The sequence below is a fragment of the Pseudomonas entomophila L48 genome (genome assembly GCF_000026105.1).
Lineage (GTDB): Bacteria > Pseudomonadota > Gammaproteobacteria > Pseudomonadales > Pseudomonadaceae > Aquipseudomonas > Aquipseudomonas entomophila.
In genome coordinates this window covers 1,224,059-1,245,802 of record NC_008027.1, presented here as the reverse complement: position 1 = coordinate 1,245,802, position 21,744 = coordinate 1,224,059, and the positions used below count along the sequence as shown (strand labels likewise).

The 21,744-nt window shown below is 64.5% G+C and carries 11 protein-coding genes; 7 read left to right on the top strand and 4 right to left on the bottom strand.

Going from position 1 to position 21,744, the window contains the following annotated elements:
- Nucleotides 1–101: 101 nt before the first annotated feature.
- Nucleotides 102–4,376 (top strand): DEAD/DEAH box helicase, encoded by a 4,275-nt coding sequence (locus PSEEN_RS05495; protein ID WP_011532498.1) that lies wholly within the window; start codon nucleotides 102–104, stop codon nucleotides 4,374–4,376.
- An 83-nt stretch (nucleotides 4,377–4,459) separates the two neighbouring features.
- Here the strand turns inward: PSEEN_RS05495 and PSEEN_RS05490 are convergent, their stop codons facing one another.
- Nucleotides 4,460–4,717 (bottom strand): type B 50S ribosomal protein L31, encoded by a 258-nt coding sequence (locus tag PSEEN_RS05490; protein ID WP_011532497.1) that lies wholly within the window; start codon nucleotides 4,715–4,717, stop codon nucleotides 4,460–4,462.
- Between the two features lie 178 nt (nucleotides 4,718–4,895).
- On the opposite strand from PSEEN_RS05490, the gene PSEEN_RS05485 reads away from it, so the two are divergent.
- A complete protein-coding gene (locus tag PSEEN_RS05485; RefSeq protein WP_011532496.1) occupies nucleotides 4,896–6,515 on the top strand; it encodes an FMN-binding glutamate synthase family protein in 1,620 nt (539 codons plus the stop codon).
- A gap of 163 nt (nucleotides 6,516–6,678) precedes the next feature.
- Here PSEEN_RS05485 and PSEEN_RS05480 read toward each other — a convergent pair whose 3' ends face one another.
- Nucleotides 6,679–8,097: an amino acid permease gene (locus PSEEN_RS05480; RefSeq protein WP_011532495.1), complete on the bottom strand. Its 1,419-nt coding sequence runs from the start codon at nucleotides 8,095–8,097 to the stop codon at nucleotides 6,679–6,681.
- Nucleotides 8,098–8,523: 426 nt separating this feature from the next.
- Here PSEEN_RS05480 and PSEEN_RS05475 point away from each other — a divergent pair, with 426 nt between their 5' ends.
- The 3 genes from PSEEN_RS05475 to PSEEN_RS05465 all read left to right on the top strand — a co-directional run bounded on the left by PSEEN_RS05475 (nucleotide 8,524) and on the right by PSEEN_RS05465 (nucleotide 13,167).
- Nucleotides 8,524–11,646: a transglycosylase domain-containing protein gene (locus PSEEN_RS05475; protein ID WP_011532494.1), complete on the top strand. Its 3,123-nt coding sequence runs from the start codon at nucleotides 8,524–8,526 to the stop codon at nucleotides 11,644–11,646.
- 220 nt (nucleotides 11,647–11,866) lie between these two features.
- The gene (locus PSEEN_RS05470) at nucleotides 11,867–12,409 is read left to right on the top strand and encodes a PadR family transcriptional regulator (protein WP_011532493.1); all 543 of its coding nucleotides are present in this window, start codon (nucleotides 11,867–11,869) and stop codon (nucleotides 12,407–12,409) included.
- The gene (locus PSEEN_RS05465; protein ID WP_011532492.1) at nucleotides 12,406–13,167 is read left to right on the top strand and encodes a siderophore-interacting protein; all 762 of its coding nucleotides are present in this window, start codon (nucleotides 12,406–12,408) and stop codon (nucleotides 13,165–13,167) included. Before PSEEN_RS05470 ends, PSEEN_RS05465 begins: the two co-directional genes overlap by 4 nt.
- Nucleotides 13,168–13,246: 79 nt before the next feature.
- Here the strand turns inward: PSEEN_RS05465 and PSEEN_RS05460 are convergent, their stop codons facing one another.
- Both PSEEN_RS05460 and PSEEN_RS05455 read right to left on the bottom strand, forming a co-directional pair.
- A complete protein-coding gene (locus PSEEN_RS05460; RefSeq protein WP_011532491.1) occupies nucleotides 13,247–13,879 on the bottom strand; it encodes a Pr6Pr family membrane protein in 633 nt (210 codons plus the stop codon).
- Entirely contained in the window at nucleotides 13,879–14,100 is a 222-nt protein-coding gene (locus PSEEN_RS05455) for a VF530 family protein (protein WP_011532490.1), read from the bottom strand. The genes PSEEN_RS05460 and PSEEN_RS05455 overlap by 1 nt, the downstream gene beginning before the upstream one ends.
- A gap of 237 nt (nucleotides 14,101–14,337) precedes the next feature.
- Between PSEEN_RS05455 and PSEEN_RS05450 the strand changes: the two genes are divergently transcribed.
- Both PSEEN_RS05450 and PSEEN_RS05445 read left to right on the top strand, forming a co-directional pair.
- Nucleotides 14,338–16,395 carry a TonB-dependent receptor gene (locus PSEEN_RS05450; RefSeq protein ID WP_011532489.1) on the top strand — a complete coding sequence of 686 codons (2,058 nt, stop codon included), beginning with the start codon at nucleotides 14,338–14,340 and terminating at the stop codon, nucleotides 16,393–16,395.
- Nucleotides 16,396–16,603: 208 nt separating this feature from the next.
- Entirely contained in the window at nucleotides 16,604–21,712 is a 5,109-nt protein-coding gene (locus tag PSEEN_RS05445; RefSeq protein WP_162042912.1) for a SpvB/TcaC N-terminal domain-containing protein, read from the top strand.
- Nucleotides 21,713–21,744 lie beyond the last annotated feature (32 nt).

Here is a 21,744-nt window from a genome sequence, read left to right as displayed (position 1 = left end):
AACGAGGGCGCAGAGGATAACGCACATCACCCGCGAAGGGACCGGAACTGGCAGACGAACGGCCCCTTGCCAATCCGCCCTTGCCCCGCCATAACCAACCCATGAACTTGCCAGCCCACCCGCACCCGGTGCTCGAGCTGTTCCACCCGGCCGTCGCCACCTGGTTCCGCCAACGCTTCGCCACGGTCACCGAGGCCCAGGCCCGCGCCTGGCCGTTGATCCACGGCGGCCAGTCGATGCTGCTCGCCGCACCGACCGGCTCGGGCAAGACCTTGAGCGCTTTCCTCGCCGTGCTCGACGAACTGTTCCGCCAGGGCCTGGCGAACGACGGCGAACTGCCGGCGCAGACCCAGGTGGTGTACGTCTCGCCGCTCAAAGCGTTGTCCAACGACATCCACCTGAACCTCGAGGCACCGCTTGAAGGCATCAGCCAAAGCCTTGAACAACTTGGCCTGAAGGTGCCACGCATCACCACCGCCGTGCGCACCGGCGACACCCCGCAGAAAGAACGCACCGCCATGCGCAAGCGGGCGCCGCACATCCTGGTGACCACGCCGGAGTCGCTTTACGTGCTGCTGGGCTCTGAATCCGGCCGCCAGGGCCTGGCCAGCGTGCACACAGTGATCGTCGACGAGATCCACGCCCTGGCCGGCAACAAGCGCGGCTGCCACCTGGCGCTCACGCTCGAGCGCCTGCAGGCATTGGCCGGGCGGCCCTTGCGGCGCATCGGCCTGTCCGCCACCCAGCGCCCGGTAGAGCGTGTGGCCGAGTTCCTGGTCGGGCATAAGCGCCCCTGTGCCATCGTCGATATCGGCCATGTCCGTCATCGCGACCTGGCCCTGGAAGTGCCACCCGTGCCGCTGGGCGCGGTGATGGCCACCGACGTCTGGGACGTGGTCTACGACCGCCTCGCCGCCCTCGCCCGCGAGCACCGCACCACCCTGGTGTTCGTCAACACCCGGCGCCTGGCCGAGCGCCTGACCCGCCACCTCGGCGAACGCCTGGGCAACGACGCCGTGGCCGCGCACCATGGCAGCCTGGCCAAGGAATATCGTCTGGCCGCCGAGCAACGGCTCAAGGCCGGAGAGTTGCAGGTGCTGGTGGCTACCGCCTCGCTGGAGCTGGGCATCGATATTGGCGAGGTCGACCTGGTCTGCCAGATCGCTTCGCCCGGCTCGATCGCCGCCTTCCTGCAACGTGTCGGGCGCTCCGGCCACCAGGTCGACGGCGTGCCCAAGGGCCGCCTGTTCCCCACCTCGCGCGACGACCTGATCGAGTGCGTGGCGCTGCTCGACTGCGTGCGCCAGGGTGAACTGGACGCCCTGCATGTTCCCCATGCACCGTTGGATGTGCTGGCTCAGCAGATCGTCGCCGAAGTCAGCAACCAACCCTGGGCCGAGACGGCACTGTTCGACCTGGTGCGCCAGGCCACGCCCTATGCCGACCTCGACAATCGCCACTACCAGGCGCTGCTGCGCATGCTCGCCGAGGGTTTCAACGGTCGCCAGGGCGTGCGTAGCGCCTATCTGCACCGCGACGCGGTGAGCGGCACGCTGCGTGGGCGCCGAGGCAGCCAGCTGACCGCGCTGACCAGCGGCGGCACCATCCCGGAGACCGCCGACTACGCGGTGCTGCTGGAGCCCCAAGCGCTGAACATCGGCAGCGTCAACGAGGATTTCGCGGTTGAAAGCATTGCCGGCGATATCTTCCAGCTGGGCAATGCGTCCTACCGCATCCTGCGGGTCGAGCCCGGGCGGGTGCGGGTGGAAGATGCCCATGGCTTGCCGCCGACTATCCCGTTCTGGCTGGGCGAAGCGCCCGGGCGCAGCGATGAGTTGTCCGCCGCAGTGGCGCGTCTGCAGGCGCGGATCGATGCGCAACTGCAACAGGGTGACAGCGACCAGGTGCTCGCCTGGTTGCAGACCGACTATGCACTGGATGAAGACTGTGCCCGCCAACTGCTCGACTACCTGGGCCGCACCTGGCATGTGCTCGGGGCCCTGCCCTCACAGCAGACCCTGGTGATGGAGCGCTTCTTCGACGAGTCCGGCGGCACCCAGCTGATCATCCACTCGCCCTACGGCAGCCGTATCAACCGCGCCTGGGGCCTGGCCCTGCGCAAGCGCTTCTGCCGCACCTTCAACTTCGAACTGCAGGCGGCGGCGAGCGAGGACGCCATCGTGCTGTCGCTGTCCACCAGCCACAGCTTCGCGCTGGACGAAGTATGGCGCTACCTCAACAGCCGCACGGCAGAGCCGATCCTGGTCCAGGCGCTGCTCGACGCCCCGCTGTTCGGCGTGCGCTGGCGTTGGAATGCGGCGGTGGCCCTGGCCCTGCCGCGCTATGTGGGCGGGCGCAAGGTGGCGCCGCAGATCCAGCGGATGAAGAGTGAGGACCTGGTGGCCGCCGTGTTTCCCGACCAGATCGCCTGTTTGGAGAACATCGTCGGTGAACGGCAGATCCCCGATCATCCGCTGGTCGAACAGACCCTCGACGACTGCCTGCATGAAGCCATGGACAGTGAAGGCTGGCTGGCCCTGCTGCGGCGTATGGAAGCCGGCCAGGTGCGCCTGCTCAGCCGCGACCTGCCGGCCCCTTCGCCACTGGCCTCGGCGATCCTCAACGCGCGCCCTTATACCTTCCTCGACGACGCCCCGCTGGAAGAGCGACGCACCCAGGCAGTGCTCAACCGACGCTGGAACGAAGTGAGCAGCAGCGACGACCTGGGCGCGCTGGACGCCGACGCCATTGACGCCGTGCAGGCCGAGGCCTGGCCGCAGCCGACCACTGCCGATGAGATGCATGAGGCACTGATGAGCCTAGGGGTCATCACCCAAACCGAGGTACAGGCCAATCCTGAATGGGACGCCCTGCTGGAAGCACTCTCGGGTAGCGGGCGCGCCTGCCGCTTGCAACACCTGTGGTTAGCCCGCGAGCGTCAGAGCCTGCTCATGGCGCTGTACCCCGCAGCCCAGCTTGAACCCAGCCTGCCAGTGCTTCCAGGCTTCGAGCTGAACCACACGCCAGACAGCGCACTGATCGAACTGCTGCGTGCACGCCTGAGCGGTTTCGGCCCGCTGGACCTGAAACAGATCAGCACACCATTGGGGCTGGCAACCGGCGACTGCGAGCAGGCCCTCGCCCGCCTGGAAGGCGAAGGCTATGTATTGCGCGGCCACTTCAGCCCTGGCCAAGACGAACTGCAATGGTGCGAGCGGCATCTGCTCGCACGCATCCACCGCTACACGGTCAAGCGCCTGCGCCGGGAAATCGAGCCGGTAAGCCTGCAGGATTTCATGCGGTTTCTGTTCGACTGGCAGCACCTGGCGGGCGAAACCCGCCTGCGCGGCCCCCAGGCAGTGGGCGAAGTACTCGGCCAACTGCAGGGCTACCCGTGCGCCGCCGCAACCTGGGAAACCGAGCTGCTGCCGGCACGGATCAAGGACTACAGCCCGCACTGGCTGGACGATGCCTGCCGCAGCGGGCAGTGGGCGTGGAGCCGGCTGGCGGCCACGGCCTCGGCCAGCACCCTGGGCAGCACGCCACTGGTGCTGTTGCCACGCGAGCATCTCGGGCTGTGGCGCAGCCTGGCCCCGACAGCCGATCCCGAGCAGTTGGGCTCACGGGCACAGCGGGTGTTGCAGACGTTGCAGGAACAGGGCGCGCTGTTCTTCGACGAACTGACCCGTGAGGCTCACCTGCTACCCAGTGAGCTTGAGGCGGCCCTTCAGGAATTGGTCGGGGCCGGACTGGCAAGCGCCGATGGCTTCAGTGGCCTGCGCAGCCTGATCACCCCAGCAGCCAAGCGCAGCCCACGAAACAGCCGTCGCGGGCACCCTCCCGTGTCCAGCAGCATGGCCCACGCCGGGCGCTGGGCCTTGCTACGCCGGGGCGCAGGCACCGTGGACGAAGACCAGCGCCTCGAACATCTGGCGCGCAGCCTGCTGCGCCGCTATGGGGTGGTGTGCTGGCGTTTGCTGGAACGTGAAAGCGATGTGCTGCCGCCCTGGCGTGAGTTGCTGCGCTGCTATCACCGGCTCGAGGCACGCGGCGAGATTCGCGGCGGGCGCTTCATTGCCGGGTTGGCGGGCGAGCAGTTCGCCTTGCCTGAGGCAGTGGGGTTGTTGCGGCAAGTGCGCAGGCGGGCATTGGATGGCGCACTGGTGGTGGTCAGTGCCTGCGACCCGTTGAACCTGGTCGGGAGCCTGTTGCCGGGGAGCAAAGTGCCGGCGGTTGGCGGCAATCGCTTGCTCTACAGGGATGGCGTGGCCGTGGCCTGTCGCGTGGCAGGGAGATATGAGTATCTGGTGGAGGCACCTGCAGCCGAGCAAGCGCAATGGCATCAACACCTGGTGCGCCAGACGCCGCCCCCGTAGGAGCGGCTTCAGCCGCGATCACCCGCGAAGCGGGTGCCAGATACCGCGCCGCCCGTTTCGCGGCTAAAGCCGCTCCTACAGGTTCAGCGGGTGGCCTGGAAGCCGGCGAAACGCTTGTTGAACCCGGCGACACGCCCTTCCACCGTAGTCTTGCGCTGCTGCCCGGTGTACACCGGGTGCGAGGCACTGGACACATCCAGCGCCACATAGGGGTAGGTCTGGCCATCGCTGTGCACCTGGGTGCGATCGGTGTCGACGGTCGAACCGATCAGGAAGTACACATCGGCGGCGGTGTCGTGGAACAGCACAGGGCGGTAAGCGGGGTGGATGCCTGCTTTCATGGTGGAGCCTCCTGGGGATAAAAGTGATACTTTATAACATACTATATTGCGAATGATTTTCGATACCCGAATTTTCATATTCGCGCCCGCCCCGAAACTGGCAAACCGCCGCCCAACCGGGCTATGGTCGGGCCTTGCCAGGCCCTGAGCCTGACCGAGCCATTCGCAAGGAACCCGTATGAGCCTGTCACTTCTCAGTCGCTACGCCTTCTTCGCCGCCTGCGTGCTGTTCACCCTTGCCAGCCTGCCCTTCCTCGAGCACGACTGGCTGTGGCCCTTCACCCTGACCACTGGGGTGCTCAGCCTGATCGGCGTCTTCGACCTGCTGCAGCAGCGCCACGCAGTGCGCCGCAACTACCCGATCCTCGGCAATATCCGCTACCTGGTCGAAGGCATCCGCCCGGAAATCCGCCAGTACCTGCTGGAAGCCGACAGCGACGCTTTGCCCTTCTCCCGCGCCCAGCGCTCGCTGGTGTACGCCCGGGCCAAGAACGAAGCCTCGGACAAACCCTTCGGCACGCTGATCGATGTGTACGAATCAGGCTTCGAGTTCATCGGCCATTCGATGCGCCCGGCGCCACTGGCCGACCCGGCGAGCTTCCGCGTCACCGTCGGTGGACCGCAGTGCACCCAGCCGTATTCCGCCTCGATCTTCAATATCTCGGCGATGAGCTTCGGCTCGCTCAGCGCCAACGCCATCCGCGCCCTCAACCAGGGCGCCAAGCTGGGCAACTTCCACCACGACACCGGCGAAGGCAGCATCAGCCCCTACCACCGTGAACACGGCGGCGACCTGGTGTGGGAGCTGGGCAGCGGCTACTTCGGTTGCCGCACCCCGGATGGGCGCTTCGACCCCGAGCGCTTCGCCGCCCAGGCGCAAACCCCGCAAGTACGCATGATCGAAATCAAGATGAGCCAGGGCGCGAAACCCGGCCATGGCGGCATCCTGCCCAAGCACAAAGTCACGAAAGAGATCGCCGATACCCGTGGTGTGCTGATGGGCGAAGACTGTATTTCACCCTCGCGCCACAGCGCATTCTCCACCCCCATCGAGATGATGCATTTCATCGCCCAACTGCGTGAGCTGTCCGGCGGCAAGCCGGTGGGCTTCAAGTTCTGCCTGGGCCACCCGTGGGAATTCATGGGCATCGCCAAGGCCATGCTGGAGACCGGCATCCTGCCCGACTTCATCGTCGTCGACGGCAAGGAGGGCGGCACCGGTGCCGCGCCGGTGGAGTTCACCGACCATATCGGCGTGCCGCTGCGCGAGGGCCTTCTGTTTGTGCACAACACCTTGGTCGGCCTGAACCTGCGCGACAAGATCAAGCTCGGTGCCAGCGGCAAGATCGTCAGCGCCTTCGACATCGCCAGCGTGCTGGCCATCGGCGCCGACTGGGCCAACGCGGCGCGCGGTTTCATGTTCGCCATCGGCTGCATCCAGTCGCAGAGCTGCCACACCAACAAGTGCCCGACCGGCGTGGCCACCCAGGATGCCCTGCGCCAGCGCGCGCTGGTGGTGCCGGACAAGGCCCAGCGAGTGCTCAACTTCCACCACAACACCCTGCGCGCCCTGGCCGAGATGCTGGCTGCGGCGGGCCTGGAGCATCCGGCGCAGCTGGAGGCCAAGCACCTGGTGCGGCGGATCTCGGCGACCGAGATCAAGCTGTTCTCGCAGATGCATGTGTTCCTCAAGCCGGGGGAGTTGCTGACCGGCGAGGTCAATGGGCAGTTCTATTCGCGGATGTGGCAGTTGGCGCGGGCCGACAGTTTCGAACCGCATAGCGAAGCGGCGGCCTGATGGCATTTTGTCTCAACAGATTGCTGTAGGAGTCGGCCTTGCCGGCGAACACCGGCGCAGCCGGTGCCATGCACCGCGGCGCCTGCTTCGCCAGCAAGGCTGGCTCCTACACGTGATCATTGCCCCAAAAACAAAGCCCCGGCACTGGCCGGGGCTTTGTTCATCAGGAGGCGGTACTCGCCACGCCCTGCGCCTCTTTCGGCGCCAGGCGGAAGGTGTAGTACAGCGCCGTCAGCAGCACCAGGAACGCCGGGCCGATGTACAGGGCCACGCGGGTATCCTCGAAATACGCCATCAAGCCCACCACCAGCACCAGGAACGCCAGCGCCAGGTACGAGCTCAGCGGCCACAGCCACATGCGGTACTTCAGCGCGTTGCGCTCGGCAGTGCTCAGCCCGGCACGGAACTTCAGCTGCGCCAGCAGGATCATCACCCAGGTCCAGATCGCACCAAAGGTGGCAATCGAGGTCACCCAGACGAACACCTTCTCCGGCACCAGGTAGTTGGCCAGCACGCCCAGCAGCAGTGCGCCGATAGACAGCAGCAGCGCGTTGCGTGGCACACCGCTTTTCGAGGTGCGGGCAAAGGCGGCCGGCGCCTGGCCATTCTGCGCCAGGCTGTAGAGCATGCGCCCGGTGCTGAAGATGCCGCCGTTGCACGACGACAGCGCGGCAGTGATCACCACGAAGTTGATGATGCCGGCGGCGGTCTTGATCCCCAGGCGCTCGAAGGTCATCACGAAGGGGCTGCCCTGGCTGCCGATCTCGCTCCACGGGTAGATCGACAGGATCACGAACAGCGCGCCCACATAGAACAGCAGGATGCGCCAGAACACCGAGCCGATAGCCTGGGGGATGGTCTTCTGCGGGTTGCGCGCTTCGCCGGCGGTCAGGCCGATCATTTCCACGCCCAGGTAGGCGAACATCACCATCTGCAGCGACATCAGCACGCCGGTCACGCCATTGGGCATGAAGCCACCATTGCTCCACAGGTTGGAGATGCCCATGGCCACGCCATCGTTACCAAAGCCGAAGGCGATGATGCCGATGCCACCGAGCACCATGGCGATGATGGTGACGATCTTGATCAGGGCGAACCAGAACTCGAACTCGCCGAACGCCTTGACCGCGATCAGGTTGATCGCGCCCATGCTGCCCAGGGCCATCAGCGCCCAGATCCAGCGCGGCACGTCGGGGAACCAGATGCCCATGTAGATGGCCACCGCGGTGATCTCGGCGACACAGGTCACCAGCCACAGGAACCAGTAGTTCCAGCCGGTGAGAAAGCCCGCCAGCGGGCCGAGGTAGTCTTGCGCATAGCGGCTGAAGGAGCCGGCGACGGGGTTGTGCACGGCCATCTCGCCGAGGGCGCGCATGATCACCAGGATAGCCAGGCCACCGATGATGTAGGAAAGCATGATGGCGGGGCCGGCCATCTCGATGGCCTTGGCCGAACCGAGGAACAGGCCGACGCCGATACAGGCACCGAGGGCCATCAGGCGGATGTGCCGTTCGCCCAGTTCACGCTTGAGCGGGCCGCCCTGGGCGGACTCGCCATGGGCAGGATGGTTGCCGACTGGCATAGCAATACAACCTCATTTTGTTATTGGATTTGACCTTCGTGCGGCACCGGCCACGCCGATAGGCGGGGCGTCGTCTTGCCGGGCGGCCTTGTGGGCCGGCCCGCCCACCGTGCGCGTCAGGCAGCGGCAGGGCGAAGGGGGCGAGCAGTATAGGAAGCCATTTGCAGGGCTTTTCACTATATACAGCAGGAAATTTGGCGAGATTCCTCGGGCCGAAAGCCTCGAACGGAGTGGCATCTTCGTCTCGTTCCACCCATTCGCAGGAATGGGGCCGATACCATAGCAACATTGCCGAAGAATGGAAGTCACACCAAAGGCGCATGTCTGCACTGCTTTTTCGAGGCTTCCTACAAATTTTTCACCAACTCCGGCCATTGTCTAAGCTTCAGACAAGCAAGACGAAAATACCTGGCCGGACTCAAGACTATGGGCGCACTGTGGCAATCGGAACCAACCAGAACGGAAGCACCCAAGGCACCCCAGGCTGAAGCCCCTTTGCAAAAATCCCCCCGCCAGCGCCGCCTGTGGTGGCGGCTGATCCTGCTCATCCTGATCGTGGCCATGGTGGCCGTGGGCTTCGCCGCCTGGGATGAGATCCAGACCTCGCGCCTGCAATCGCGCGAGTTCAGCAAGCTGGCCAGCACCCTCACCTACCAGCTCGAACCCGGCCCCAGCGACGCCATCGTCTACCCCGGCGACGGCCCGTTCGACAAGCGCCTGGGCTACAGCGCGCTGGGCGAGTTCTTGCCGCGCCTGCTCAAGCGCGACTACCTGATCAACCAGCAGGTGCGCTTCTCACCCGCCTTGATGAACTATGTCGATCACGGGCTGTTCGTGCCCTACGTGGAGAAGATCCAGGCCGGCCTGTCGATCACCGACTGCCGTGGCGACATGCTCTACCAGTACAACTACCCCCAGCACCTGTACCCGAACTTCGCCGCGATCCCGCCGGTGATGGTCAACAGCCTGCTGTTCATCGAGAACCGCGAGCTGCTCGACCCGAAGGACCCGCAGAACAACCCGGCGGTGGACTGGCCACGCTTCGCCAAGGCCGCCTACAGCCAGGTAGCCAAGTACCTGGCCCTGCCCGGCCAGTCGGCCGGTGGCAGCACCCTGGCGACGCAACTGGAAAAATACCGCCACTCGCCCGACGGGCTGACCGTGTCCGGTGCCGAGAAGATCCGCCAGATGATCTCCGCCAGCGTGCGCGCCTACCAGGGCGGGCCGGACACCACCGAGGCGCGCGAGCGCATCGTGCGTGACTACCTCAACAGCGTGCCGCTGTCGGCGGTGCCCGGGCATGGCGAGGTGCACGGCATGGCCGAGGGGTTGCGGGTGTGGTACGGCGCCGACTTCGACCAGGTCAACCAGGCGCTCGTGTCGACCACCACCGATGAGAAGAGCATGGCCGAGCGTGGCCTGGCCCTGCGCCAGGTGCTGTCGCTGATGATCGCCCAGCGCCGACCCTCGCATTACTTGTCCAAGGGCCGAGTCGAGCTGGCCGAACTCACCGACTCGCACATCCGCGTACTGGCCGCCAACGGCATCATCGACCGCCCCCTGGCCGACGCGGCATTGGTCAGCAAGGCGATCTATCGCGACTGGGTGGCCCAGCCGACCATCGTGCCGATCATCACCAACAAGGGCATCAGCCTGGCGCGCAACCGCATGGCGGCCATGCTCAACCGCCCGCTGTACGACCTCGACCGCCTCGACCTGTCAGCCACCAGCACGCTGCAGGCCGACCTGAACGTGCAGGTCAGCCAGTACCTGAAGAACCTCGCCGACCCGGCCTTCGCCGCGCAGATGGGCCTGATCGGCGAACGCCTGCTGACCAGCAAGACCACCGACCAGGTGAGCTACAGCTTCACCCTGTTCGAGCGCACCGCCGATGGCTCGCGGGTAAGGGTGCAGACCGACAGCACCAACCAGCCCTTCGACATCAACGAAGGCAGCAAGCTGGAGCTGGGCTCCACCGCCAAGCTGCGGGTGCTCACCACCTACCTGGAGATCATCGCCGAGCTGCACGACAAGTACGCTGGCAAGCCCGCCGCCGAATTGAAGAAAGTGCCGGTGGCCGAACTCGACCGCATCACCCAGTGGTCGCTGGAATGGCTGATGCAGAACAGCAAGAACCAGAGCCTGGACGCCATGCTCGACGCGGCGCTTGAGCGCAAGTACTCGGCCAATACCGGCGAGGCCTTCTTCACTGGCGGTGGCATGCATGTGTTCAACAACTTCCGCAAGGAAGACAACAACCGCAACCCGACCCTCAAGGATGCCCTGCGCGAATCGATCAACCTGCCCTTCATCCGCCTGATGCGTGACCTGGTGCGCTATGTCACCTACCAGCAGCCATTCAACCGCGAACCGCTGCTCAGGGATGACAGCGACCCGCGGCGCCAGGAGTACCTGGCCCGTTTCGCCGATCGCGAAGGCACCAACTACATGATGCGGTTCTGGAAGAAGTACCAGCGCAAGACCTCGCAGCAACGCCTGGACACCTTCCTCGACAGCCTGCGGGTCACCCCGCAGCGTCTGGCCGCCGTGCACCGCTACCTGTTCCCCGAAGCCGGGCAAGAGACCTTCAACGCCTTCGTGCGCGCCCACAGCAAGGGCGACAAGCTCGCCATGGCCAAGCTTACCGACAGCCGCCTGGTGGAGATGTACGAAGCCTACGGCCCGGGCAAGTACGACCTGCCCGACCAGGGCTATATCGCCAAGGTGCATCCACTGGACCTGTGGATGCTCGGCTACCTGCTGAAGAACCCCGGCGCCTCGCTCAAGGACACCCTCAACGCCAGCCGCTTCGAGCGCCAGGAGGTTTACAGCTGGCTGTTCAAGAGCCGCCACCAGGGCGCCCGCGACAGCCGTATCCGCACCATGGTCGAGATCGAGGCGTTCACCGACATCCACCAGCGCTGGAAGCGCGTGGGCTACCCGTTCGATCACCTGGTGCCGTCGCTGGCCACTGCCATCGGCAGCTCCGGCGACCGCCCCGCCGCGCTGTCCGAGCTGGTCGGGATCATCCAGAACGACGGCGTGCGCTTGCCGACGCTGCGCATCGACACCCTGCACTTCGCCCAGGACACCCCGTATGAAACCCAGCTGATCAGTGACCCGGACCGTGGCCAGCGGATTCTTCCGGTCGAAGTCGCCCGGGCGCTCAAGGGCGCCATGTCGCAAGTGGTCGACGCCGGTACCGCGCGACGCATCTCCGGCAGTTTCAAGCTGCACGACGGCACGCCGTTGGTGATGGGCGGCAAGACTGGTACCGGCGACAACCGCATCGAGAGCTTCGGCGCCGGTGGTCGGCTGATCGGTTCGCGCTCGCTGAACCGCACCGCGACCTTCGTGTTCTACCTGGGCGACAACCATTTCGGCACCCTCACCGCCTTTGTTCCAGGCCGTACAGCCGAGGCCTTCACCTTCACCTCGGCACTGCCGGTACAGGTGCTCAAAGGCATGGCGCCGATCCTCATGCCTTACCTGGAGCCCGGCAACCCCAATGCCTGCAAGGCTCCGCAGGTGGCAGCGGCACAGCCTTGAGCCATGCCCCTGTGGGGGCCGACTTGCTGGCGAAACGTTGCATGCCTTGGAATACGGTGGGGTTCGGTTCGCCAGCAAAGCTGGCTCCTACAGGGGGGCGACCCGGCAGCATAGATCGAACAGTTTTTTAGATGATAATCATCCGCATTTCAGGGCTTGTCTTTAGATATATCTTGAGTAATATCTTGCGATATATCGAAACGGACAGAGCCCCAACATCATGCGCGACCACGCCCCCCATGATCCCTTCGAACGCCGCCCCGGCCGGGGCGAGCGCGGCCCGCGGGTATTCGCCCCCGGCGACCTGAAACTGCTGATGCTGTCGATGCTGGCCGACCAGCCCGGCCACGGCTACGACCTGATCCGCCAGATCGAAAGCCTGTTCGACGGCAGCTACAGCCCCAGCCCCGGGGTGATCTACCCAACCCTCAGCTACCTCGAGGAAGCCGAGCTGGTCACCGGCCAGATCCAGGGCAGCAAGCGCCTCTACGCCATCACCGACGCCGGCCGCGCGGCCCTCGCCGAGCAGGCCGTGGCCCTCGACGGCGTGCGCATGCGCATCGAAGTCAGCAAACGCGCCCTGCGCGGCCATGACCGTCCGCCGGAAATCCACGAAGCCGTGGGCAACCTGCGCCACGCCCTGCACATGCACAGCGGCCGCTGGACGCCCGAAGAGATCGAGCGGGTCCGCACCCTGCTCAACGACACCGCCAAGGCCATCGCCTCCGGGCCGGCCGCGACCGTTACGGAGAACACCCCATGAGCGACACCATCCACCGCGTCAACCACGAGATCCGCCAGCGCCGCCTGCAGGTGCTGCGGGTCACCGACCTCACCCCGCGCATGCGCCGGATCACCCTCGGTGGGCCGGAGCTGGCGGGCTTCACCAGCGTCGGCAGCGACGACCACATCAAGCTGTTGTTCGCCACCACGCCTGAAGAGCAGCAGGCCATCGACGCCCGCAACCTTGGCCGCGACGGCGGTGCCCGGCCGACCATGCGCGAGTACACGCCACGGCGTATCGACCTGACGGGCAACGAACTGGACATCGATTTCGTCCTGCATGGCGACGGCCCCGCCTCCACCTGGGCGGCCCAGGCGGCACCTGGACAAACCCTGGATATCGCCGGCCCACGTGCCTCGATGGTGGTGCCGGACATCTTCGACAGCTACCTGTTGATCGGTGATGAAACGGCGATCCCGGCGATAGCCCGGCGCCTGGAAGAATTGCCGACCGGCCGCCAGGTGCTGGCGGTGATCCAGATCGAGGACGAGCAGGAACGCCAGCCGCTGGCGAGCAAGTCACAGGTCGAAGTGATCTGGGTGCGCCGGCACGAGGAGGATTTGCTGGAACGGGTGCGCCACCTGGCGCTGCCACAAGGCCGCTTGTATGGCTGGGTGGCGCTGGAGAAGGCGCTGACCCGCCAGGCCAAGGCATTGCTGCTGGAGAAAGGCGTGCCGGAGGATGCCCTCAAGGCCGCCGCTTACTGGCGAGCGGATGGCACCGCCGACGACGAGTAAATACCTCGCCCACCTGTAGGAGCCAGCTTGCTGGCGAACCAGACATCGCGGTTGCAGCGGTTCGCCAGCAAGCTGGCTCCTACAGGTGATCGATGCGCCGCCAGCGATCCAGCCCCAACAACACCAGCCCGATCCCCCAGAATCCCGCCAGCACCGCCAGGGCATTGAGCAGCACCTGCCCATACCCCAGCCGCGCCACATCGACGAACGGGTACGGATACACCCCGATCTCATGGCCACGCAGCAAGACGAACCCGAAGTACAACGCCGGATACAACGCCCAGGCCGCCAGGTGCCACAACCGCAATCGCCCCTTGGGCACCTCGCACCACCAGTACAAGGCAAACAGCACCGGCATCACATCGTGCAGCAGTTCGTCCGCCAGCCACTGCCAGCCCTGGGGTTGCCACAAATGCCGTAGCAGCAGGCTGTAGGCCAGCGCCACCAAGACGATGCTGGCGGCCACGCATGAGCTGACCGGTGCCGAGAGGAAAAACCGCCTGGCCACCGACTCACGGCCAAACGCGGCATAACTCAATACCGTGGCCACCAGCGTGTTGCTGAGCACGGTGAAATAGCAGAACAGGTTGACCAGCCCGCCCACCAGGCTGGCCTGTTCCTGCCAACGCGCCACCAGCACCAGGTACAGCTGGATCGTCAGCCCCGTCCAGCCCAGGACAGCCGCCAGCGTCAACCAGGGGCGGCGCGGCATCAGCCTTTGCGCTGCAGCTTCACATACAGCTGCTCGACCTTCTCCCGCGCCCAGGGCGTCTTGCGCAGGAAGGTCAGGCTCGACTTGATGGTCGGGTCGCTCTTGAAGCAACGGATGTCGATGCGCTCGGCCAGGCCCTGCCATTGGTAGTGCGCCACCAGCTCGGTGAGGATCTGCTCCAGGGTCTTGCCGTGCAGCGCGTTGTGTTGGGCCGTGCTCATGCCAATGCTCCAGGTTCGGGAAGGTGCGCACATTACACAAGTGTAGGAGCGGATTCATCCGCGATACGCCGCGCGAGCGGCGCTCGATCGTGCCGCCTGCTCAGTGCATCGGTGAACGCATCGCGGATAAATCCGCTCCTACAGGTGAAAATGACTGGCGGCCACGGAAAGCATTATGCTGAAATAGATACGTTATAAAGTAACAACAACGTTATCTGCCAAGGAACGTCACTCCCCATGCTGTGCTCCCCCCTGCGCCTCTCCCCCCTCGCCGCTGCGCTCTGGCTGGCTTCCACGTCCAGCCAGGCCGTCGAACTGCAACCCCAGGTCATCACCGCCAACCCGCTGGGCAGCACCCAGCTGGCCGCCCCGAGCACCGTCCTCGAAGGCGACGCCCTGCTGCAACAGCAGCACGGCAGCCTCGGCGAGACCCTCAACAAGCAACCCGGCGTCGCTTCCACCTGGTTCGGGCCCGGTGCCAGCCGCCCAGTGATCCGCGGCCTGGACGGCGACCGCATCCGCATTCTGCGCAACGGCGTGGGCGCGCTCGATGCCTCATCGCTCTCCTACGACCATGCCGTGCCGCTGGACCCGGTGAACGTCGAGCGGGTCGAGATCGTCCGTGGCCCGGCCGCCCTGCTCTACGGTGGCAATGCCATCGGCGGCGTGGTGAACACCTTCGACAACCGCATCCCTGATTCGCCCATCGACGGTATCCACGGCGCGGGAGAGCTGCGCTACGGCGGCGCCGATACCACCCGCAGCAGCGCTGGCAAGCTGGAAGCCGGCAACGGCGCGTTCGCTTTGCACCTGGATGCCAACAGCCGCCAGTTCAACGACCTGCGCATCCCCGGCTACGCCCGCAGCGCGAAGGTGCGCGACGCCGACGAACCCGGCAGCAAGCACCGCCTGGAGAACAGCGACGGGCGCCAGGACGGTGGCGCGATCGGTGGTTCCTACCATTGGGAGCATGGCTACACCGGCCTGTCCTACAGCCGCTACGACAGCAACTACGGCTCGGTGGCCGAACCCGGTGTGCGCCTGGACATGCAGCAGGACCACTACGGCTTCGCCTCCGAACTGCGCGACCTCGACGGCCCCTTCAGCTCGGTCAAGGTCGATGCCGGCTACACCGACTACCAGCACCGCGAAATCGAGAGCGGCGAGGTGCACACCACCTTCAAGAACAAGGGCTACGAAGCGCGCATCGAGGCCCGCCACCAGCCGCTTGGCCCGGTCGAGGGCGTGATCGGCGCCCAGGTCAGCCGCAACGAGTTCTCCGCCCTGGGTGAGGAAGCGTTCGTCCCGTACACCGACACCGACAGCCTGGCGCTGTTCCTGCTCGAGCAATGGCAGGCCACCGAGCGCCTGAACCTGAGCCTGGGCGCGCGCCTGGAACACACCCGCATCGACCCGGACGCCAAGGGCAACGAAACCTTCGCCGATGCCGACAGCGCCAGCAGCTTCAATGCCTTCAGCCTCTCCTCCGGCGCGGTGTACCAACTCGATTCGGTGTGGGCACTGGCGGCCAACCTGGGCTACACCGAACGCGCACCGACCTTCTACGAGCTGTACGCCAACGGTGCCCACGTGGCCACCGGCGCCTACGAAGTGGGCGACCCGAACCTGAACAAGGAGAAGGCGATCTCCGGCGACTTGGCCCTGCGCTTCGACAATGGCACCCACAAGGGCAGCGTCGGTGTGTTCTACAGCCACTTCCGCAACTACATCGGCTTGATCGGCACCGGCAACCTGCGTGGCGGCCATGACCACGACCATGGCGATGAGGACCATGATCACGACCATGATCATGGCCACGACCACGGCGAGTTCCCCGAATATGCCTACCAGGGCGTGCGTGCGCGCTTCTATGGCATCGAGGCCCAGGATCGCTGGCAACTGCTGGAGAACCGCTATGGCAGCTTCGCCCTGGAACTGTCCGGCGACTACACCCGGGCCAAGAACCTCGACAGCGGCGAGCCGCTGCCACGCATCGCGCCGCTGCGCCTGAACAGCGGGCTGGTGTGGGAGCTGGATCGCTGGCAGGCGCGGGTCGACGTGCAGCATGCCTCGGCGCAGCACCGCAAGCCGGCCAACGAAACCAGCACCGAGGGCTACACCACCCTGGGCGCCAGCGTCGGCTACCGCTTCGACATTGGGCAGAGCCAGTGGCTGGCGTTCGTGCGCGGGGAGAATCTGACGGACCAGACGGTGCGCTATGCCAGCTCTATCCTGCGGGATATCGCACCGGCGCCGGGGCGCAGTGTCGAGGTGGGCTTGCGCACGACGTTCTGACCGGTAGGAGCCAGCTTGCCGGCGAATACAGGCAACGCGCTGCATGGCACCGGCTGTGCCGGTGTTCGCCGGCAAGCCGGCTCCTACGGGGGCTAGCACGCAATCACAGAGGACTCACCTGGCATTTCTGCCAGTTTTGCAAATCCGGGCCGCTCCCTAGAATCCAGGCAACGTCGTCTTCTGGATGCCATTGCCTTGGAGGTGCCCTGTGCCTGAACAATCTGCTTCGGTTCCAGAGAAAAACAGTGACAACTTACTCAATCAGGCTCGGCTCCCCAAAGGCGGCGGCACGGTCTCGGTGGGCGGCGGCATGTTGTCTGCCGGCGGCCCCGATGGCAGCGCCGGCTGGCAACTGCCGTTACCCTCCCCTGCCGGGCGAAGCCTGTCGGCCACGTTGACGCTGCAGTACTCCTCCGGCGGTGGCAACAGTGCGTTCGGCGCAGGCTGGGAATGCCCGTTGCCGGCGGTATTCGTGATGACCCGATTCGGATTCCCCGATTACCTCGGCAATGACCGCATGGTGGGGCCATCGGGTGAGGAAATACTGAAGGACGGTGAAGCAGTCGACGACGATCTGCTCAAACGTTCCGGCATTGCAGGTGAGTACAGCGGCACCTCATGGCGCACGCGTACCTTCAGCAAGGCAGAACGCCTGGAGCACTGGGTACCTAAGTCCGATGGGAATCATCCTGGTTTCTGGCTGCATGCTTTGCCTGACAACAGCCTGTCGCTTTATGGTTGGTCGCCGTCGGCCCGCCTGCAGGAAACCAATCCAAGCGAATCTACGCCAACGCGTGTCGCGGGCTGGTACATCGAAGAGACTCTGTCCTTCAATAGCGACGACCATCTTGTGTACCTTTACCGCAATGAGGATGAAGAAGACTGCGACCCGGAGGAAATACAAGCTCATCCGAAGGTTGCCAATGTCTATCCGGATTCGGTCTACGCCAGGTATGTCAAATACTCGAAGACACTGCTGATTCCAGCGGACGCCTTCGATGAAAACGAGTTCCTGGAGTTCGCACAATTCTATTACGGCGAATTCGAAACCGGCCCGGACAAGCCACCGCCCCCTCCACGGGAGAACGGCCAGAAGATCGAATGGAAAGTTCGCAAGGATCGCCACTCATTCTGGCGTTATGGCTTCAACGTACGTCTGCGCCGCCTGTGCCGGGATGTACTGCTCTGGCGCCGCACTGGGCTCTTGAATGGCGGCACCGACGCGACACCGGAATGGGTAGCCCACCACCACCTGCGCCATGACAGCAGCTCGGTGACCAGCCTCCTCGAGTCCGTTGAACAGATCACCCACGATCCACGTTTGCGCATGCCGCCCCTTGAGTTCTGGATGACCCGTCCAGGCCGAGAAATCGGGGATCGGAAGGCAAACGAAGTGAAGGCCAGCGACTGGGATCCCCTGCCGGCCCTGGACGGTTTCTGGCAACCCAACTGGCAGATGGCTGACCTGTATGGCGAAGGCATTCCCGGCATGCTGTACCTCGACAACGGTGCCTGGCACTACCGGGAACCAAAACGCCTGGACGATCCCGCCGGGAGCGACCTGGTCACCTGGGGCAAGGCCGTGCCGCTGGCGTTTCCCCTTGAAGGCACCGATGGCACCTTGGTCGACCTGAACAGCGATGGCCAACCGGAATGGCTGGTCATCACGAGCGCTCTGCAAGGCAGCTTCACCCTGGCGCCGGACGGTACCTGGGGCACGCTGGTACCCCTGGCGGGGCTGCCAGTGGAGTATGCGCATCCGCAGGCGCGCCTGGCAGACCTCACCGGCAACAGCCAGGACGACGTCGTCCTGCTGAGAGCGCTGGGCCCCAAGTCCGTTCGAGTGTACCCGGCAAACGGCACCAAAGGCTGGAAGCCCCCGCTGATCAAAAATTATCAAGGCAGTGAACCCTTACCGTCGCTGGAATTCTCTGAGAATCAGCTGGTCGCCTTCGCCGACCCCGCAGGCAGTGGCCAGCAGCATTTGGTGAGGATCACGGGCGACGGCGTAACCCTGTGGCCATCGCTAGGCGGTGGCAGATTTGATGACGGGGTAAAGATTGGCGGTTTTAAAATCGAGAAGTTCGAGGCATCGAGGGTCTTCCTGGCCGATACCGACGGTTCAGGCACCACGGATATCCTGTATATGACACCGGACGATATCAAGGTATTCGTCAGCCAATGTGGCAACCAGTACGTCGAGGGTGCTCCCATTCCCGCCCCCCCGGGTAGGAAACTGGATGCCACCTGCCAACTGCAGGTCGCGGACATTCGTGGGCAGGGTACCGCCGACCTCCTGCTGACCATACCGCACGCAGGCGAAGATAACGGACCGCGAAGCTGGCTGTACCACTTCAACGACCATCGTCCCTGGCTGCTGACCAAGGTATCCGACAATGCCGGCAGCTCCACCCACCTGGAATACCGAAGCTCGGCGCAGGCCTGGCTCGACCATAAGGCCGACGTGCTCGCCCGCACCGGTAGAGTGCCGGTGAGCTATCTGCCCTTCCCCGTGCACACGGTCAGCCGGGTAACGACAATCAACGAAATCACGGGGCTCAGCCTTGGTAGCGAGACCACCTACCTCGGAGGTGTATGGGATGCTCAAGAGCGCGAATTTGCCGGTTTCTCGCGGTTGACCCAGCGCGATACCAATGAGCGGGCCGAACTGGCGGCGGCAGACCTGTCTCCGCCAAGCCGCACCTGTACCTGGTTCCATACCGGGATCGAGGCACGCGACCTGGTCGCGGAAGATGCCTTTGTCGATATGGACGCACACTTCCCTCAAGCGTTGGTTCGCTTCAGCCATTGGACCGGTGGCAGCGAAGAGCCCTTGGAGCCAACGCCTACATTGCGCCCTTGGTTGTATCGTGCCGTGCGTGGCCAAGTGCGGCGCATCGAAGTGTATGGTGAGGACGGCAGCGAGCGGGCCGGCAAGCCCTACAGCGTTGTCACCAATCGCCTTCAAGTGCGCATGCACGACACCCTCGATGCCGAGCGCCCGGCGGCCTTGGTAACCCCCGTGGAAGTATTGACCTTCGCCTGCGAACGCATCACCCAAGACCCCGTGGTGAATCAAGCCATCGTCCTTGAACAGGACGAATACGGTAATGTTCTGGAAAGTGCAACCATCAACTACCCTCGGCTGCTGTCTCCCGCCGAGCTGGAAGAGGAAGATACGGCGCGGCGCATCTACCCGGAAGCACTGCCCGAGGGGTTGATCACCGCCAGTTGCGATGACCAGCAGTACGACTGCTGGATAAACCTTGCCCGCGCAACCGTGCACAACCTGACGGAAAACGGTAACTGGGCGATCGGACTTCCAGGCTCGACCCGCTCGGATGCCGTGCTTGTCCCCAGTGACGGAATTCCAAAGGGTGGATACTCGATTGAGAATTGGCCCAACCTGCCATCGACATACCCCGACAGCTTCACGCTGACCGGCTACCAGAAAGTCCTCTGGCGGAAGGCCGACGGCAGCGGTGCATCCGATACCCCATCGATTCCGGCGCTGGTGGCCTATACCCGCACGGCGATGTTGGACAAAGCCTCGCTCGAGGCTCTGGAGCCCACATTCGGACTTACCCTGCAACAGCTGGTCTTGGATGCACTGGGCCGCCCGCAGGCCGACCCAGCCGTGCTGACCCGCGTGCACAAGCGCCTGCCGACACCCGATGCGCACGTACTCTATGCGGTACTGATGACCCACCTGATACAGGACAGCCCGCTGGACACGGCAGCCTGCCAGGTGCTGCGCAGTGCCTTGAAGCAAATCATCTCCGTAGAGGAGTTGAGCCTGCTGCTGATGGCCGCCGACCCCGCCGGACTGCCAGAGGGCTTGCAGGATGCGCTGTACAAGCAGAACCGCGTACCAGATGCCGCACTGGCGGACGTGATGCTCTGGTTTGCCGAGCTGGCGGGCGCGGATAGCGATGACATGAATACGCTCTACCGCGCGCTGGCCAGCACGATGACCAAGGAAGTGTTCTGGCGCTGTACCTTGGCCGGTTGCCAAGCGGTTGACCGCGACCCCACCTTGCCGCCCCACGCTCGGACATGGCTGAAGAATGTTCAGGTACTGCTCGACAACCGGGTGCAGGAGGAGTCACTGGAGGAGGTGCTCAAACGAGGTGGCTATATCGCGATGAGCCGCCCGGCGGATGCACTGGAGCTGGATGACCCGCACGACCCTGATGGCCTGGGCGCACCCGGTATCCCGTTCGAACCTGCGATCGAGGGGGCCTATGCCGGGCATCACGGCATCACCACCTACCACGGCGAGACCCGTTTCTGGCTGCCGGAAACCGTGCAGGAAAGCACCCTCACCGGCCCCAGTCATCTGGAATACACCGCGTATGACATTGCCGTGAAAAAGGTGACCGACGCGGCGGGCCTGACCAGTGAAGTGAAGGCCTACGACTGGCGGTTCCTGACCCCCATCGAAATCTTCGATGCCAACGACAACACCAGCAAGGTGACATTGGATTCGTTGGGGCGGGTCCTGCATACGCGCTTTTATGGTACGGAGGCTGGTAAACCGGAGCATGTCGGCTACGACAAGGACAAGTTATTCACTCCGCCGCTCACCGTCGAAGAGGCCGTGGCGTTGAACGTCACCAAGAACGTACCCGTGGCACAGGCGTTTACGGTCATCGCCGACAGTTGGATGCCCCTGAAGCTGCTAGCCGACGGCTCCAACTCCGGTCAGCGCTGCAGCGAACGGGAATGGGAACGCGACGCCAAGCGCCTGCAACGCGATGGCATTGTCGCGCAGCCAACGATGGAAGGCCGTGCGCCACCCCATGTCATTCAGATCCAGACCGACCGCTACGACAGCGATGAACAACAACAGGTACGGGTGCGCGTGATGCTGAACGGCGGTGGGCAAGTACTGCAGACGGCCATTCTCAACCCTCCAGGGAAAGCATTCTTCCACGACGCGGAAACAGGTGGACTTGTAACCAAACCGGATGGCACGGCAAAAGAAGACGATGTAGACGTGCGCTGGGCAGTGACCGGCAAGACGGAATTCGACAACAAGGGCCAACCCGTGCGTGTCTGGCTACCCTTCTACCTGGACGACTGGCATTGGGTGAGCGATGACAGTGCACGCGCGGGGATCTACGCCGATACCCACGTCTACGATGCTTTGGGTCGAGAATGCAAGGTGGTGCGGGCCTCCGGCGAAGAGGTTGACGGCGAATGGGTGAATTACGAATGGCGCGAGCAGATCTACCCCTGGTTCCGGGTAACAGAGGATGAGAACGACACCTTGAAGGATGTGATTGGCCGAGCGAAGCGCAGGCGCGGCCAGTGACAGCTGGAACGGCAAGGGCTGACCTGAGATGG